At 67.5% G+C, this 14,474-nt stretch carries 15 protein-coding genes; 10 read left to right on the forward strand and 5 right to left on the reverse strand.

The genetic code is table 11. From position 1 onward, the window contains the following. The first annotated feature begins 13 nt into the window (after positions 1 to 13). The 8 genes from ARADN35_RS0100135 to ARADN35_RS0100170 all read left to right on the forward strand — a co-directional run bounded on the left by ARADN35_RS0100135 (position 14) and on the right by ARADN35_RS0100170 (position 7,731). Entirely contained in the window at positions 14 to 1,066 is a 1,053-nt protein-coding gene (locus ARADN35_RS0100135; protein WP_010457775.1) for an ABC transporter ATP-binding protein, read from the forward strand. Further along, positions 1,063 to 1,797, forward strand: coding sequence for an SDR family oxidoreductase (locus ARADN35_RS0100140; protein WP_010457776.1), 735 nt, complete (start codon positions 1,063 to 1,065; stop codon positions 1,795 to 1,797). Before ARADN35_RS0100135 ends, ARADN35_RS0100140 begins: the two co-directional genes overlap by 4 nt. A 19-nt stretch (positions 1,798 to 1,816) precedes the next feature. Continuing rightward, the gene (gene dalD, locus ARADN35_RS0100145) at positions 1,817 to 3,208 is read left to right on the forward strand and encodes a D-arabinitol 4-dehydrogenase (RefSeq protein ID WP_010457777.1); all 1,392 of its coding nucleotides are present in this window, start codon (positions 1,817 to 1,819) and stop codon (positions 3,206 to 3,208) included. A 41-nt stretch (positions 3,209 to 3,249) separates the two neighbouring features. Next, positions 3,250 to 4,185 (forward strand): AraC family transcriptional regulator, encoded by a 936-nt coding sequence (locus ARADN35_RS0100150; RefSeq protein WP_010457778.1) that lies wholly within the window; start codon positions 3,250 to 3,252, stop codon positions 4,183 to 4,185. A 147-nt stretch (positions 4,186 to 4,332) separates the two neighbouring features. Beyond that, positions 4,333 to 5,826 carry a xylulokinase gene (gene xylB / locus ARADN35_RS0100155; protein WP_010457779.1) on the forward strand — a complete coding sequence of 498 codons (1,494 nt, stop codon included), beginning with the start codon at positions 4,333 to 4,335 and terminating at the stop codon, positions 5,824 to 5,826. Positions 5,827 to 5,857: 31 nt separating this feature from the next. Then, positions 5,858 to 6,895 carry a PfkB family carbohydrate kinase gene (locus tag ARADN35_RS0100160; protein WP_010457781.1) on the forward strand — a complete coding sequence of 346 codons (1,038 nt, stop codon included), beginning with the start codon at positions 5,858 to 5,860 and terminating at the stop codon, positions 6,893 to 6,895. Positions 6,896 to 6,967: 72 nt separating this feature from the next. Beyond that, positions 6,968 to 7,246 (forward strand): hypothetical protein, encoded by a 279-nt coding sequence (locus tag ARADN35_RS0100165; RefSeq protein WP_010457783.1) that lies wholly within the window; start codon positions 6,968 to 6,970, stop codon positions 7,244 to 7,246. Next, positions 7,243 to 7,731, forward strand: a complete 489-nt coding sequence (locus tag ARADN35_RS0100170; RefSeq protein ID WP_010457785.1) for a GNAT family N-acetyltransferase — start codon at positions 7,243 to 7,245, stop codon at positions 7,729 to 7,731. Before ARADN35_RS0100165 ends, ARADN35_RS0100170 begins: the two co-directional genes overlap by 4 nt. Positions 7,732 to 7,916: 185 nt before the next feature. Here ARADN35_RS0100170 and ARADN35_RS0100175 read toward each other — a convergent pair whose 3' ends face one another. The 3 genes from ARADN35_RS0100175 to ARADN35_RS0100185 all read right to left on the reverse strand — a co-directional run bounded on the left by ARADN35_RS0100175 (position 7,917) and on the right by ARADN35_RS0100185 (position 10,460). After that, positions 7,917 to 8,384: a GNAT family N-acetyltransferase gene (locus ARADN35_RS0100175; protein WP_010457787.1), complete on the reverse strand. Its 468-nt coding sequence runs from the start codon at positions 8,382 to 8,384 to the stop codon at positions 7,917 to 7,919. 93 nt (positions 8,385 to 8,477) lie between these two features. Next, positions 8,478 to 9,902: an FAD-binding oxidoreductase gene (locus ARADN35_RS0100180; RefSeq protein WP_010457789.1), complete on the reverse strand. Its 1,425-nt coding sequence runs from the start codon at positions 9,900 to 9,902 to the stop codon at positions 8,478 to 8,480. A 99-nt stretch (positions 9,903 to 10,001) separates the two neighbouring features. Beyond that, on the reverse strand, positions 10,002 to 10,460 hold the full coding sequence (locus ARADN35_RS0100185; protein WP_010457791.1) for a DUF2069 domain-containing protein: 459 nt from the start codon (positions 10,458 to 10,460) through the stop codon (positions 10,002 to 10,004). A gap of 21 nt (positions 10,461 to 10,481) precedes the next feature. Between ARADN35_RS0100185 and ARADN35_RS25580 the strand changes: the two genes are divergently transcribed. Beyond that, complete coding sequence (locus ARADN35_RS25580) at positions 10,482 to 11,777, forward strand: YihY family inner membrane protein (protein WP_035198662.1); 1,296 nt, start codon at positions 10,482 to 10,484, stop codon at positions 11,775 to 11,777. A gap of 96 nt (positions 11,778 to 11,873) precedes the next feature. On the opposite strand, the gene ARADN35_RS0100195 is transcribed toward ARADN35_RS25580, so the two are convergent. Next, positions 11,874 to 12,209, reverse strand: coding sequence for an Mpo1-like protein (locus ARADN35_RS0100195; protein ID WP_010457794.1), 336 nt, complete (start codon positions 12,207 to 12,209; stop codon positions 11,874 to 11,876). A gap of 123 nt (positions 12,210 to 12,332) precedes the next feature. Between ARADN35_RS0100195 and ARADN35_RS0100200 the strand changes: the two genes are divergently transcribed. Continuing rightward, positions 12,333 to 13,583 carry a DUF418 domain-containing protein gene (locus ARADN35_RS0100200; protein WP_010457796.1) on the forward strand — a complete coding sequence of 417 codons (1,251 nt, stop codon included), beginning with the start codon at positions 12,333 to 12,335 and terminating at the stop codon, positions 13,581 to 13,583. Positions 13,584 to 13,626: 43 nt separating this feature from the next. On the opposite strand, the gene ARADN35_RS0100205 is transcribed toward ARADN35_RS0100200, so the two are convergent. After that, positions 13,627 to 14,445, reverse strand: coding sequence for an alpha/beta fold hydrolase (locus ARADN35_RS0100205; RefSeq protein ID WP_010457798.1), 819 nt, complete (start codon positions 14,443 to 14,445; stop codon positions 13,627 to 13,629). Positions 14,446 to 14,474: the final 29 nt, after the last annotated feature.

Below are 14,474 nucleotides of genomic sequence, written 5' to 3' on the forward strand. Positions count from 1 at the left end.
GGAACCTGATTCCATGGCCTACCTTCAACTGCGCGGCATCGAAAAATTCTTTGGTGAGCACCGCGCCATCAAGGGCATCAACCTCACCATCCAGCAGGGCGAGTTCATCGTCTTCGTCGGCCCGTCGGGCTGCGGCAAATCCACGCTGCTGCGGCTGATCGCGGGGCTCGAAGCCATCGACGGCGGCTCGCTCATGCTGGACGGCCGCGACATCACCGACCAGCCGTCGAGCAAGCGCGACCTGGCCATGGTGTTCCAGAGTTACGCGCTGTACCCGCACATGAGCGTGTACGAGAACATGAGCTTCGCGCTCAAGCTCGCCAAGGTCGACAAGCAGGTGATCGACGACAAGGTGCAGAACGCCGCGCGCATCCTCAACCTCACCAGCTACCTGCAGCGCACGCCCAAGGAGCTGTCGGGCGGCCAGCGCCAGCGCGTGGCCATCGGCCGCGCCATCGTGCGCGCGCCCAAGGTATTTTTGTTCGACGAGCCGCTGTCCAACCTCGACGCAGCGCTGCGCGGCCAGACGCGGGTGGAGATCGCCAAGCTGCACCGCGACCTGGGCGCCACCACCATCTACGTGACGCACGACCAGGTCGAGGCCATGACGCTGGCCGACCGCGTGGTGGTGCTGCGCGACGGCGTGATCGAGCAGGTGGGCACGCCGCTGGAGCTGTACGACAAGCCCGCCAACCAGTTCGTGGCCCAGTTCATCGGCACGCCGCAGATGAACGTGGTGCCCGTTGACAAGCTGCCGCAGCCCGTGCAGCAGCAGGCCCCAACGGCCCGCGACGGCGCCGCCGTGGGCGCCATCGGCCTGCGCCCCGAGAACATCACCGTGCGCCACACTGGCGCCACGCCCGTGGGCGGCCAGGTGGACCTGATCGAAGCGCTGGGCGCCGAGACGCTGATCTACGTCAGCACGCCCGGCGGCGCGCAGTTCGTCTCGCGCCAGAACGACCGCACGGGCCTGCGTGCAGGCGATGCGGTGAGCCTGGACATCGATGCATCGCACGCGCACTGGTTCGACACCGCCGGCCGCGTCGTGGCGGGCCACGCAGCATGAGTGCCACGCAGACTTTGCAAGGGCAGGTGGCGGCGGTCACCGGCGCTGCCTCGGGCATCGGGTTCGCCAGCGCGAAAGCCATGGCCGATGCCGGCGCGCGCGTGGTGCTGATCGACCGCGACGAGGCCGCGCTGGCCAAGGCATGCGCCGCCATCGACCCCAGCGCCTTGCCGCTGGTGCTGGACCTGCTCGATGCCCAGCAGTGCGCCAGTCTGCTGCAGCGCACGCTGGCGCTCGCGGGGCGGCTCGACATCTTCCACGCCAACGCCGGGCTGTATGTGGGCGGCGACCTGGTGGATGCCGACCCTGATGCCATCGACCGCATGCTGAACCTGAACGTCAACGTGGTGATGAAGAACGTGCACAACGTGCTGCCCCACATGATCGAGCGCGGCCGGGGCGACATCATCGTCACCAGCTCGCTGGCCGCGCATTTCCCCACGCCGTGGGAGCCGGTCTACGCGTCGTCCAAGTGGGCGGTCAACTGCTTTGTGCAGACCGTGCGCCGCCAGGTGTTCAAGCACGGCATTCGCGTGGGCTCCATCTCGCCCGGGCCCGTCATCACCTCGCTGCTGGCCGACTGGCCCGCGGAAAAGCTCGCCGAGGCCAAGGCCAGCGGCAGCCTCATCGAGGCCTCCGAAGTGGCCGACGTGGTGCTCTTCATGCTCACCCGCCCGCGCGGCATGACCATCCGCGACGTCGTGATGATGCCCACGAATTTTGATCTCTGAATACCCGTCTTCACGCACCATGAATTTCATCCTGCATCTGGGCCTGGGCTCCTTCCACCGTGCCCACCAGGCCGTCTACGTTCACCAGCTGCGCCAGCAAGGTGACACGGGCTGGGCCATCGCGGGCGGCAACCTGCGCCCCGACATGGCCGACACCATCGCGGCCCTGCAGGCGCAGGGCGGCCGCTACACGCTGGAGACCGTCACGCCCCAGGGCGAGCGCAGCTACACCGTCATCGAATCCATACAGCGCGTGATCCCCTACCAGAACGACCTGGCCCCGCTGATCGCTGCAGGCGCCGACCCCGCCACGCGCATCATCAGCTTCACGGTGACCGAAGCGGGCTACTACCTCGATGCCCAGAACCAGCTCGACTGGTCCACGTTTGCCGACCTGCGCGCCGACCTCGCGGCCGTGGAAGCCGGCCAGGCCGGCCACACCATCTACGGCGGCCTCGTCAGCATCCTGCGCGCGCGCATGGCCTCGGGCGCCGGCCCCGTCACGCTGATGAACTGCGACAACCTGCGCCACAACGGCGACCGCTCGCGCAGTGGCCTGCTGCAGTTCATCGATGCACTGGGCGACGCAGAGCTCAAAGCCTGGGTGGTGCAGCACACCAGCAGCCCCAACGCCATGGTCGACCGCATCACCCCACGCCCCACGCCCGACGTGGCCGAGCGCGTGCGGGCAGCCACCGGCTGGGACGACAAGGCGGCGCTGATGGGCGAGAGCTTCATCCAGTGGGTCATCGAAGACCACTTCATCGCCGGCCGGCCCGACTGGGAGGCCGTGGGCGTGGAGATGGTGCAGTCGGTGCAGGCGCACGAAGAGGCCAAGATCCGCCTGCTGAACGCCACCCACAGCTGCATTGCCTGGGCCGGCACGTTGGCGGGCTACCAGTACATCCACGAAGGCACGCACGATGCCGCCATCCGGCAGATGGCCTATGACTACGTCACCGACGATGCGATCCCCGTGTTGCTGCCATGCCCCATCGACCTGCAGGCCTACCGCGACGTGGTGCTGGACCGCTTCGGCAACCCCGCCATCGCAGACACCAACCAGCGCGTGGCCATGGACGCGTTCTCCAAGATCCCCGGCATGATCGCGCCCACCATCCGCGACAAGCTGGCGCAGAGCGCGCCGTTTGACAGCGTGGCCATGCTGCCCGCGCTGTTCCTGGCCTACCTGCAGCGCTGGCACGCGGGGCAGATCCCCTACACCTACCAGGACCAGGCCATGGACCCGGCCGTGGCGCACGCCATCTGCGACGCCGCCGACCCGGTCGCCGCGTTTGCGGCCGACACGACGCTGTGGGGCGAGATGGCCAGCCATCCGAAGCTGGTGGAAACCCTGCGCAAAGCCTACGCCCGCGTGTTGGTTTTTGTGGCGGACCGTGCGCAGGCCTGATGCTGGTGTAACTTCAACGGACTGTCCGCCTACCCACTGCCATGACCGTGAAAACGCCCATTGCCCCGCGCCAGACCAAACCCGAGCTGGAGCACGACTATGTGCGCTCGCCCGCGCTGGGCTACGAGTCGCCCGAGACGGCGGGCTTCATCCGCTGCCTGTCACACGGGTTTCCCACGCCGCTGGCGCGCTGGCACTACCACGATGAGTACGAGCTGCACCTCATCACCGCGACGTCGGGCAAGGTGTTCGTGGGCGACTGGATCGGGCAGTTCCAGCCCGGCCACCTGGTGCTGACCGGGCCGCGCCTGCCGCACAACTGGATCAGCATGGACCTGCCCGAAGGGGGCGTGCCGCTGCGCGACCTGGTGATCCAGTTCTCGCACGCGCCGCTGGTGGCCAGCAGCGAAACCATCCCCGAGCTGCGCGAGGTGCTGCCTCTGCTGGAGCGCGCGCGCCACGGCGTGGAGTTCTTTGGCATGGAAGCGCAGGCCCAAGACCACTGGCACCGCATCAAGGCGCGCCAGGGGCTGGCCCGGTTCGGCGCGTTCTGCGAATTCATGAGCGACCTGGCGCGCTGCACCGACTTTCGCCTGCTGTCGAGCACGCAGCTGCAAAGCGAGGACAACGATGCGCAACTGGACCAGATCAACGCCATCGTGAGCCGCATCACCGACCATCTCGCCGACCCGCTCTCGGCGGCCGACCTGGCGCAGGAGCTGGGCATGACGGAAAGCCGTTTTTCGCGCTTCTTCCGCCGCGCCACTGGCAACACCTTCACCGACTTCGTGAACCTGGTGCGCGTGAACCGTGCTTGCCAGCTGCTGATGGAAACGGACCGCTACATCACCGACATTGCGTACGACGTGGGCTTCAACAACATGGCCAACTTCAACCGCCGGTTTCTGGACATCAAGGGCATGACGCCGAGCGAGTACCGCAAGCAGGGGGTGGGGCGGTATGGAAAGTCCCCCTGAGTCGCTTGCAGCACCTTCCCCTTGAAAAGGGGGCGACGCCCTTGCTGCGAAGTAGCCCTCGCTGGGCGTCCCTGGCCTGGAGCGCTCCCGTTGCAAGCTGCAGGGGCATTGCTTTCACTTTGATCCACTGACATTTGCCCATCATCCATGTACCTCGGAATCGATTTAGGCACCTCGGGTGTCAAGCTCCTGCTGCTCGACGAAACGCAGACGGTGATCGCCACTGCCGACGCTGCCGTGGCCCAATACCGCCCCCAGCCCACCTGGAGCGAGCAGCACCCGGCAGACTGGCTGGCCGCGGTAGAAACCGCCGTGGCGCAGCTGCGCGCGCAGGCGCCTGCCGCGTGGGCGCAGGTGCGTGGTGTGGGGCTGTCGGGCCACATGCACGGCGCCGTGGTGCTGGGTGCGCAGGCCAACGTGCTGCGCCCCGCCATCCTGTGGAATGACGGCCGCGCCAGTGCGGAATGCGCCGCACTGGAGCAGGCTGTGCCCACCTCGCGCCAGATCACCGGCAACCTCGCCATGCCCGGCTTCACCGCGCCCAAGCTGCTGTGGCTGCGCACGCACGAGCCAGAGGTGTTTGCACAAATCCGCACCGTGCTGCTGCCCAAGGACTGGCTGCGGTTGCAGCTCACCGGCGATGCGGTGAGCGACATGTCCGACGCATCCGGCACGCTGTGGCTGGATGTGCAGGCCCGCGCCTGGAGCCCGGCGATGCTGCAGGCCTCGGGGCTCGATGCATCGCACATGCCGCTGCTGGCCGAGGGCAGCGCGGCCACCGGCACCTTGCGCGGCGATGTGGCGCGCCGCTGGGGCTTGGGTGATGGGGTGGTGGTGGCGGCAGGCGCGGGCGACAACGCCGCCAGCGCCGTGGGTGTGGGCGCCCGCACCACGGGCCAGGGCTTTGTGTCGCTGGGGACCTCGGGTGTGGTCTTTCGTGTGACGGATGCCTTTGCACCTGCCACCGAACGCGCCGTGCACGCCTTTGCGCATGCGCTGCCGCAGCGCTGGCACCACATGTCCGTCATGCTCAGCGCAGCCAGTGCGTTTGGCTGGGTCACGCGGCTCACGGGGCGGGGCGATGAGGCACAACTGTCGGACGCCGTGGGCGCCATGCCCGCCAGCCGGCAGGCACAGGCACCGCTGTTCTTGCCCTACCTGAGCGGCGAGCGCACGCCGCACAACAGTGCGGCTGCGACCGGTGTCTTCATGGGCCTGCGCACCGAACACGACGCCACCGACCTTGCCTACGCCGTGATGGAAGGCGTGGGATTTGGCCTGCTGGATGGCCTCAACGCCATGCGCGCCGCTGGGGTGGGGCAGGGCAGTGTCGTCGCTGTTGCGGGGCATGGCGATCCCGCCCTGGCGTTGGTCGGCGGCGGAGCCCGCAGCAACCCCTGGGCGCAGCTCTTGGCCAGCGCCCTGGATTGCCCGCTGCAGCGCCCCCAGGGCGCACACGCCGCCGCTGCCCTGGGCGCCGCCCGCCTGGCTGCCATGGCCTGCGGTGGCGACGAAGCCCACTGGTGTCAGCCCCTGGCCGCCGACGCCAGTTTCAGCCCCCAGCCCGCACAACAAGCCCTGCTGGCCGAGCGCTACGCCCGCTTTGTCGCGCTATACCCGGCACTGCAATCGCAGTTCTGACGCTGCTGTCCGCATCCTCTTCACATCCACCATGACTTCGGTACACAACACTTCCCAGGCCACGGCTCCCATACAGGCCGCCATCGCAGGCGAGGCCCTCATCGATCTCATCCGCCGCCCCGACGGCAGCTACCTGCCGTGCCTGGGTGGTGCGCTGTACAACCTGTGCCGCGCGCTGGCCCGGCAGGGCGTGGGCACGCAGTACCTCAACCCCTTGTCGCGCGACCGCTTTGGCCGCGAGCTGGCCGCGCAGCTGGCCGCCGACGGCGTGTTGCTCGCCCAGCCCGAGCCGGTGCAACAAGTCACATCACTGGCCGTGGTCAACCTCAATGAACACGGCCACCCCGACTACGCCTTCTACCGCGAAGGCGTGGCGGACCGCGCCGTGTCGGCACAAGGCCTGGACGATGCCTGCACCGCCTTGCCAACACTGCAACTGGTGTGCACCGGCGCGCTGGCGCTGGACGTACGCGACACCGCCATCTACCAGCCCTGGCTCGAAGCCCAGCGCGCAGCAGGCCGCTGCGTGGTGGTCGATGCCAACCTGCGCCCCTCCGTCATGCCCGACCTGGCGGCCTACCGCACCACGGTGCACGCCGCGCTGGCCCACGCCCACATCATCAAGGCCAGCGACGAAGACCTGGACCACCTTGCCGTGCCCGGCACCGACGCGTTGGCCCGCGCCCGCCACCTGCTGGCCGCCAACCCCCAGGCCCACCTGCTGGCACTGACGCTGGGCGGGGATGGTGCATGGCTGCTGCATCGCAACGGCGCACAGTGTTTTGCCAAGGAGGCCCAGCCGCTGCAGGTGGTGGACACCGTGGGCGCGGGCGACAGCTTTCTGGCGGGGCTATTGGCTCACCTGCTGCGGCAGGCGCAGGCTGCCGGTGGCGCGGAGAGTTTTGCGCATTTCGTCGCAAGCTTGACGGCTGAAACGTGCCAGCACGCGCTGCGCCACGCGCTGGCCAGCGCGAGCCTGTGCGTGATGGAGCAGGGTTGTGTTCCACCGGGGTGGGAGGCTGCGAACGAGTGGAGTCGGCTGCATCCGGCAGCCCAAGACCCAGCTTGAGTAACGGGACCGCAGACGTTCTTATCTTCGGGCCGTTTATCATTTCCCCTCGCAAATTTGCGGAGGATGCAGATGACAGAGTTTGTGGTTGCGATGCTGTGGTCGGTGGTGGAGGTGCTGCTGGTGTATACCGGTGCGCTGTTGGTGCGCGTTCTCAGCTTGGGCCGCTGGCGCACGGAAAACGCGCGCAACAAGGAAGCCCGCATCTTTGCACCCGCAGGGGCGTTGTCGTTTCGGCGTGACGGCCAGCGTGTGGTGACCGCGAACGGGGTGTACATGGTGGGCTTCCTGTTCTATGCAGTGCTGGCGGTGGGGCTGGTGCACGTGGCGCAATGGGGCTCAGCAGCATGACGGCCTCTGGTGAGGCGCCCCACGCACCCTGCGTCGTACCGGTCGGCTGCGATGCAGCACAGGCCGCCTGCACCGTAGTCCGTCAATCCATCACCCACTGCTGCGCTCTCGACCACCACCACGACACCACCATCCTCAATGCATGGCTGGCCAACAAGACCCCGGAGAACCTGGCCGCGTGGATCACCGCGCCAGATGCAACGGCGTGGGCTGCGTACTGCGGGGAGGCGATGGTGGGTTTTGCTCTGCTGACGCGGACCACGCTGGCGCTTTGCTATGCGGTGCCAGAGGCCTTGCACCAGGGCGTAGGCCGCGCCTTGTTGCGTGAGGCCGAGGCCCGTGCGCGAGAGTTGGGGTTGGCGGCCCTGGAGCTGGAGAGTACGCGCACGGCGGAGGCTTTTTACCGCCGCAATGGCTATGAACCCGCAGGTGCAGTGCAGTCTTGGGCAGGGCTGCAGGCGCAGCCGATGCGCAAGGTGTTCTGAAGAGCGCTCTGGGCCGCGTGGAACGCGATGCCCAGAGCCACGACCCCGCCGAGTGCCCTGTTCATCAGGGTTGTGGTCGTCGTTGGAAGTGAGAATTTTGATAAAAAATGGCTCTGGCGCTTGATGCGTAAGCGCAAGAAGCTATTGTTTTAATAGTAAATCTCGGCATGGCTGGCAGGCGTTGATCAGAGTTCCTGCGCGTAGACGATGGACCCGTGGTGCTTGGCCATCTTGTCGTACAGCACTCGCGCGGTGGTATTGGTTTCGTAGGTCTGCCAGTACACCCGGGACGATCTGGCCACGCGTGCCGCGTCGTAGACGGCATCGATGAGCGCACGCCCCACGCCCCGGCCCCGTGCGGCTTCCTGGGTATACAGGTCGCTCAGGTAGCAAATCGGATCGATGCGTGTCGTGCTGCGATGAAAAAGGTAATGCGCAAGTCCGAGGATCTTGCCGTCCGCAGTGTCCTGCGCCACGAGGCAGAAGACGGGCTCTGCCGGGTCCAGCAAGCGCTGCCAGGTGGTTGCGTTGATGTGTTCGGGCAGCGCGGTGGCGCCAAAGCGGCCGTAAAACGCGTTGTAGCCATCCCAGAGCGGCCGCCATGCGGCGTAGTCTTCGGACTGAACGGGGCGCACGGAAACGGTAGCGGTCATGGGACGGGCCTTCCTGGAAAGGGTTGCGGATGGGCGGTGAACAGGGGGCGCAAGGGATGTGCGGGGGCTGTGGCCTTGTGGGGCCACCGTCTGTCAGGCGCGTGGCTGCAGCACCCGCCCGGGATTCATGATCCCCTGCGGGTCCAGCGCCTGCTTGATGGCGCGCATCATCGATAGCGCCACGGGCGATTGGTACTTCTCCAGCTTGTCGGCCTTGAGCTCGCCAATGCCATGCTCGGCCGAGAACGAGCCGCCGAACTCGGCCACGGCCTCGTACACCAGGTGGTGCACATGCTGCTCATGGTCGCGCAGGAAGGCCTTGGCATCGCCTTCCGCGGGCGCCTGCACGTTGTAGTGCAGGTTGCCGTCGCCCAGGTGTCCAAAGTTGACCAGGCGCACGCCGGGGATTTCGCGCTGCAGCACCGCATCGGTGTGCGCCACAAAGGCGGGGATGCGCGAGATCTGGATGGAGATGTCGTGCTTGATGTTCAGGCCTTCCTCGGCCTGCGCGAGCGGAATGTTTTCGCGGATGTGCCAGAGCTGGCTGGCCTGGGTGAGGTTCTCGGCCACCACGGCGTCGGTCACGCAGCCCAGCTCGAACGCGGTCTCCAGCAGCGCTTCGAAACGGGCGCGGGCATGTTCCTCGGATTCGCTGTCGGAGTTTTCGAGCAGCACACACCAGGGCGCGTTCTCGTCGCCCAGAAACGGCACGCGCAGTTGTGGCATGTGCTTGCCCACCAGGCTCAGCGCGAACTGCCCCATCACCTCAAAGCCCGTGAGGCCCGCGCCCAGCTGCTTGTGCGCCAAGCCCAGCAGCGCCACGGCGTGTTCCATCGACGGCACGGCAGCCCAGGCCGTGAGGCGTGCTGCGGGCTCGGGGTAGAGCTTGAGCGTGGCGGCGGTGATGATGCCCAGCGTGCCTTCGCTGCCGATGAACAGGTCGCGCAGGTCGTAGCCGGTGTTGTCCTTGCGCAGGCCCTTGAGGCCATCCCACACCTCGCCCTGGGCGGTGACCACTTCGAGGCCCAGGCACAGGTCGCGTGCATTGCCATAGCGCACCACCTGCGTTCCGCCCGCGTTGGTGCCCAGGTTGCCGCCGATGGTGCAGCTGCCCTCGGCCGCCAGCGACAGGGGAAACAGCACACCCGCGTTCTGCGCAACGTCCTGCAGGTTCTGCAGGATGCAGCCGGCTTCCACGGTCATGGTCAGGTTGTCGGTGTCCACGCTGCGCACCGCGTTCATGCGCGTGAGGCTCAGCACGATCTGCGTGCCGGAGTCGTCGGGTGTGGAGCCCACGGCCAGGCCGGTGTTGCCGCCTTGCGGCACGATGGAGGTGCCCGCTGCGGCGCAGGCCTTGACCACGGCGGCCACTTCCTGCGTGCTGGCGGGGCGCACCACGGCCAGGGCCTTGCCGCGCACGCGGCGGCGCCAGTCCTGCTCCCAGGCAGAGAGGTCGCCTTCGGTGATCACATGGGCGGGGCCGACAAGGGTGCGCAGGGTGTCAAGCAAAGTGGTCATGGCAGAGCTTTTTCAAAGTCAGGAAAAGGGTGTGGCAGCGGTGGCAGCAGCATCCAGGGTGTTCACGGCATCGATGGCATCAACATGCATTGACAGCCATCAGGGCGCCGATGTGGCCGCAGGGACTGCCGCTGCTGCTGCCGCGGCCTTCGCATTGCGCTGGCGCAGCCGCACGTGCAGCGTGCACGCGGTGAACAGCACCAGGCACAGCGCCACCTCGGCCCAGGCGAGCCATTGCGAGGGCGGCTTGTCGCTCCAGCCGCGCACCACGCCTTCGGTGAAATACAGCCAGATCACCAGGCTGACCCAGCGGTAGGTGTACATGCGGTTCTTGAGGACGCCGGCGAGCGGAATGCACAGCGGCAGCGCCTTGAGCGCCAGCCAGGAGCCGCCGGGGCGCAGCGGTGCCATCACCAGCTCCCAGGCCAGGCACAGCGCGATCAGCGCCAGCAGGCAGCCGGTGGCCACCCAGCGCGTGGCGGCCACGGAGTTGTCGGAGGGGAGCGCGGGCGCGGAAGCGGCGGCTGGGGCGGCGGGAGCGGCGGGGGAGGCAGTCATTGGGGTGGCATCATATCGGCCATGCCCTTTTCCTTACAGACAGTAGCGTCGCGCACCGAAGCGCTGATGACCGAGCTGTCGCACTTTCCCTGGCGGACCACTGCGCAGACCTTGCGCGAGCGGTTCCGCGAAGACCACCTGGGCCTGACCGCCAGCAGCCTCACCTTCACCACCATTTTGGCGCTGGTGCCCTTCTTCACCGTGGCACTGGCGGTGTTCACGGCGTTCCCCATCTTCGGCAAGCTGCAGGATGCGCTGCAGGGCTGGCTGGTGAACAGCCTGGTGCCCGACAGCATCTCGCGCCAGGTGCTCGGTTACCTCACGCAGTTTGCAGCCAAGGCCAGCAGCCTGGGGGTGGCCGGTTTCAGCATCTTGCTGGCGACGGCGCTGGCGCTGATCCTGACCATCGACCGCACCCTCAACGACATCTGGCGCGTGCAGCGGCTGCGGCCGCTGGGGCAGCGGGTGTTGATCTACTGGGCCGCCATCACGCTCGGCCCGCTGCTCATGGGGGCCAGCCTGGCGCTCACGTCGTATGTGATGTCGGCCTCGGGCGGGCTGGTCAAGCGCCTGCCCGATGGTGTGCAGCTGCTGTTCGATTCGATCCAGTTCGTGGTGCTCGCAGGCGGCATGGCGTCGCTGTACCACTATGTGCCCAACACGCCGGTCAAATGGCGGCATGCCTGGACGGGCGGGCTGTTCGTGTCGGTGTGCATCGAGCTGGCCAAAAAGGTGCTGGCGCTGTACCTGGGCAAGGTGCCCACCTATTCGGTGGTGTATGGCGCGTTTGCCACGCTGCCGATCTTGCTGGTGTGGATCTATGTGGCCTGGGTCATCGTGCTGCTGGGGGCGGTGGTCACGGCCTACCTGCCCAGTTTGCTGGCCGGTGTGGCGCGGCGCAGCACGGTGGCGGGCTGGACGTTTCAGCTGGCGGTGGAGGTGCTGCAGCAGCTGCACCGCGTGCGCCACCAGCCCCTCAAAGGCCTGCGCCCCGGCCAGCTCGCCCAGTTGCTGCGGGTGGACGTGCTGCAGCTGGCCCCGGTGCTGGAGGCGCTGACCGCGCTGGACTGGGTGGGCCAGGTCAACGATGCGGCCGTGGACGCATCGGATGTGCCCGAGCCCCGCTATGTGCTGCTGGCCAACCCGGGCGCGACACCCCTCGCACCGCTGGTGCAGCGCCTGCTGCTGGAGCGCGCCGAGAGCCTACAGCCGCTGTGGTCACAGGCCCGGCTGGACGGATTGCTGCTGGAGGATGTGCTGCAGCCGGGTGCTGGCGCTGACCCCGCCCAGGGCGCGCTGCGGGCAGGGTCGGTGTAAGCTATCGAAAATATAGCTGCTTGCGCTTGTTGGATAAGCGCTAGGGCCTGTTTTTACTTGAATTTATCGCCGTGGCAGCTGTGGCGAATCACCGCTTCAGAACGGCACCTTCCCCGTCCAGATGTCCTTGTACATCACCCAGTCGCCCATGAAGCTGTAGAGCGGCCGCTTGAAGCTGGCGGGCTTGTTCTTCTCAAAGCCGAAGTGACCCACCCAGGCAAAGCCGTAGCCGCACAGCAGCCCGTACAGCAGGTACTGCGGCTTGCCCGTGGCCAGCAGCATGGCCATGCAGACCAGGGTGAGCGTGGAGCCCACGAAATGCAGCCGGCGGCAGATGCGGTTGCTGTGCTCGCTCAGGTAGAAAGGGTAGAAGTCGGCAAAGCGCTTGAAGGTGCGCGGGTCGGTGGGGGTGTGGGGTGCACTGATGTCCATCGTTGTCTCCTTGTGGGCGGGACTGCCCCGGTGCCAATCGCTTTATACGCCCAGGCCCCAAAAAATGCTGTGCCGTGATGGACAGGGGTTGTTGCGGGCTGTCCTTGAACAGGTTCTGCCACTATGGCCATGATGACTTCCCTTGAATCCACCACCACCCCACCTGGCAGTGCCCCGTCAGTGGGCCGCGAGCACGCCATCGATGCACTGCGCGGCTTTGCGCTGCTGGGCATCCTCATGGTCAATGCGGGCAGTTTTGCCTCTACCTACTTTGGCGTGGGGGTGTCCGACCCGGCCTTCTCGCGGCCCGTGGACCACGCTGTGCGGTGGCTGGTGAGCTTCCTCTTCGAGACCAAGTTCTACCTGCTGTTCTCGCTGCTGTTCGGCTACAGCTTTGCGCTGCAGATGGACGCCGCCCAGCGCGCCGGCAGCGCTTTTGTTCCGCGCTTTCTGCGGCGCCTGCTGGGGCTCTTGCTACTGGGGCTGGGGCATGCGTGGCTGCTGTTTGCGGGCGACATCCTGGTTACCTACGCGCTGCTGGGCCTACTGCTGCTCGCGTGGCGGGGCGTGCGCCCGGCCACGGCGGTGGTGCTGGCACTGGCGCTGCTGGGCGCCACTGCCGGGGGCTGGGGCCTGCTGGCCTGGCTGGTGGCACAGGTGCCGCCGACGGACCTGCCCCTGGCCGAGCTGCACGCGAAGGCGCAGCAGGCCGCGCAGGCGTATCGCGCCAGTGCCCTGGAGGCCATTGCGCAGCGTGGGCGGGACATGGCCGAGGGCGTGTGGTTTGTGCTGGTATTCGTGCAGGGCCCGTGTGCGCTGGCCATGTTCCTGCTGGGGCTGGCTGCGCACCGCACCGGCTACCTGGCCACCGTGGCGCGGCAGCCTGCGCGGCTGCGCCGCTGGATGGCGTGCTGCCTGCCTGTGGGTGTGGCGGGCGCGTTGTTCTATGCCTCGGTGCAGTCTGGGGCCAGCGGGGCCCAGCAGCCCGAGCAGGTGGGCCTGGCCGCGCTGGCGGTGGATTTGGCCACCGCGCCGTTTCTCACGTTCGGCTACGTTGCGCTGCTGCTGTGGCTTCTGCAGCGCGGCCCTGCCGGGCAGCGGCTGGGCGCGGTGCTGGAGCCTGCGGGGCGCATGGCGCTGTCGAACTACCTGCTGCAGTCGCTGGTGGGGGCGCTGGTCTTCACGGCCTATGGCCTTGCGCTGGTGGGCCAGGTGTCGCCAGGGTGGGTGGTGCTGGGCGTGCTGGTGCTGTACGCCACCCAGCTGGCGTGGAGCCGCCGCTGGATGGCCATGCATGCCTATGGCCCGGTGGAGTGGCTGCTGCGGGCCTTCACGCTCTGGCAGTGGCCTGTCTGGCGGCGTGGCGCACGCTGACCTGCGGTGCGGCAGGCCAGCGGCGTGTATTGCCTCTGCGGGATCAGCGGGCCAGGAAATCGCGCAGCGCGAACAGCGTTTCTTCCGGTGCCTCGGTCATCTGGTGGTGGCCCACCGGCAGGTTTGCCACCTGCACCGATTTGCCCGCTGCACGTGCAGCACTGATCAAACCCTGCGCGGCCTTGGGCGCGGTCATCTGGTCCTGCGCGCCCAGCGCAAACAGCACCGGGCAGGTGAGTTGCGCCATGGCGGCCTCGCCCCCCGCATAGCTGTCGCAGGCCACAAACCCCCGGTGGAACACGTTGACGGCCGGGTTGCTGCGCAGCACCTTGCGGCCCAGCGCCATGCTGGCGCCAAACACCCAGGTGCCCGGCCCCAGCGCCGACGGGGGCGCCGCCAGCGTGTTGCGCGAAAACACGTTGACCATGCGCAGGGCCTTTTCGGGGTCGCTCTGCGAGGCCTCGATGAGGGCGGGCGACACCTTCATCGGGAAGGCCGTGCCCACCAGCACCAGGTGGCTGACGCGGTCCTTGAGCCGCGCGGCGGCTTCCATGGCGATGAGAGAACCCCAGCTGTGCCCCACCAGCGCCGCGCGCTGCACGCCTGCGGCATCGAGCAGTGCGCCAATGAAGTCGGCCGCCTGTTCCACCGATGCGGGCGCTTCACCGCCGCTGCGGCAGTGGCCCGGCAGGTCGATGGCCAGCACGTTCCAGCCATGGTTGGCCATGTAGCGGCTTTGCAGGGCCCACACGCTGTGGTCGTTGAGCACGCCGTGGATGAACACCACCGTGGGCTTGGCGGCATCAAATGCCTTGCCGCCGGTGTAGCAATAGATGGCAGCGCCGTTGACTTGGAGGTGCATGGTCAGGACTCCCGCCGGGCCGCCCCAAG

The sequence above is a fragment of the Acidovorax radicis N35 genome, assembly GCF_000204195.1.
In the GTDB taxonomy this organism is placed as follows: Bacteria; Pseudomonadota; Gammaproteobacteria; order Burkholderiales; family Burkholderiaceae_C; genus Acidovorax; species Acidovorax radicis.

Bases quoted from the DNA above. Each gene is read 5' to 3' on its own strand.
- ARADN35_RS0100135 (WP_010457775.1), top strand. From the start codon at position 14: ATGGCCTACCTTCAACTGCGCGGCATCGAAAAATTCTTTGGTGAGCAC.
- ARADN35_RS0100140 (WP_010457776.1), top strand. From the start codon at position 1,063: ATGAGTGCCACGCAGACTTTGCAAGGGCAGGTGGCGGCGGTCACCGGC.
- dalD (WP_010457777.1), top strand. From the start codon at position 1,817: ATGAATTTCATCCTGCATCTGGGCCTGGGCTCCTTCCACCGTGCCCAC.
- ARADN35_RS0100150 (WP_010457778.1), top strand. From the start codon at position 3,250: ATGACCGTGAAAACGCCCATTGCCCCGCGCCAGACCAAACCCGAGCTG.
- xylB (WP_010457779.1), top strand. From the start codon at position 4,333: ATGTACCTCGGAATCGATTTAGGCACCTCGGGTGTCAAGCTCCTGCTG.
- ARADN35_RS0100160 (WP_010457781.1), top strand. From the start codon at position 5,858: ATGACTTCGGTACACAACACTTCCCAGGCCACGGCTCCCATACAGGCC.
- ARADN35_RS0100165 (WP_010457783.1), top strand. From the start codon at position 6,968: ATGACAGAGTTTGTGGTTGCGATGCTGTGGTCGGTGGTGGAGGTGCTG.
- ARADN35_RS0100170 (WP_010457785.1), top strand. From the start codon at position 7,243: ATGACGGCCTCTGGTGAGGCGCCCCACGCACCCTGCGTCGTACCGGTC.
- ARADN35_RS0100175 (WP_010457787.1), bottom strand. From the start codon at position 8,384: ATGACCGCTACCGTTTCCGTGCGCCCCGTTCAGTCCGAAGACTACGCC.
- ARADN35_RS0100180 (WP_010457789.1), bottom strand. From the start codon at position 9,902: ATGACCACTTTGCTTGACACCCTGCGCACCCTTGTCGGCCCCGCCCAT.
- ARADN35_RS0100185 (WP_010457791.1), bottom strand. From the start codon at position 10,460: ATGACTGCCTCCCCCGCCGCTCCCGCCGCCCCAGCCGCCGCTTCCGCG.
- ARADN35_RS25580 (WP_035198662.1), top strand. From the start codon at position 10,482: ATGCCCTTTTCCTTACAGACAGTAGCGTCGCGCACCGAAGCGCTGATG.
- ARADN35_RS0100195 (WP_010457794.1), bottom strand. From the start codon at position 12,209: ATGGACATCAGTGCACCCCACACCCCCACCGACCCGCGCACCTTCAAG.
- ARADN35_RS0100200 (WP_010457796.1), top strand. From the start codon at position 12,333: ATGGCCATGATGACTTCCCTTGAATCCACCACCACCCCACCTGGCAGT.
- ARADN35_RS0100205 (WP_010457798.1), bottom strand. From the start codon at position 14,445: ATGCACCTCCAAGTCAACGGCGCTGCCATCTATTGCTACACCGGCGGC.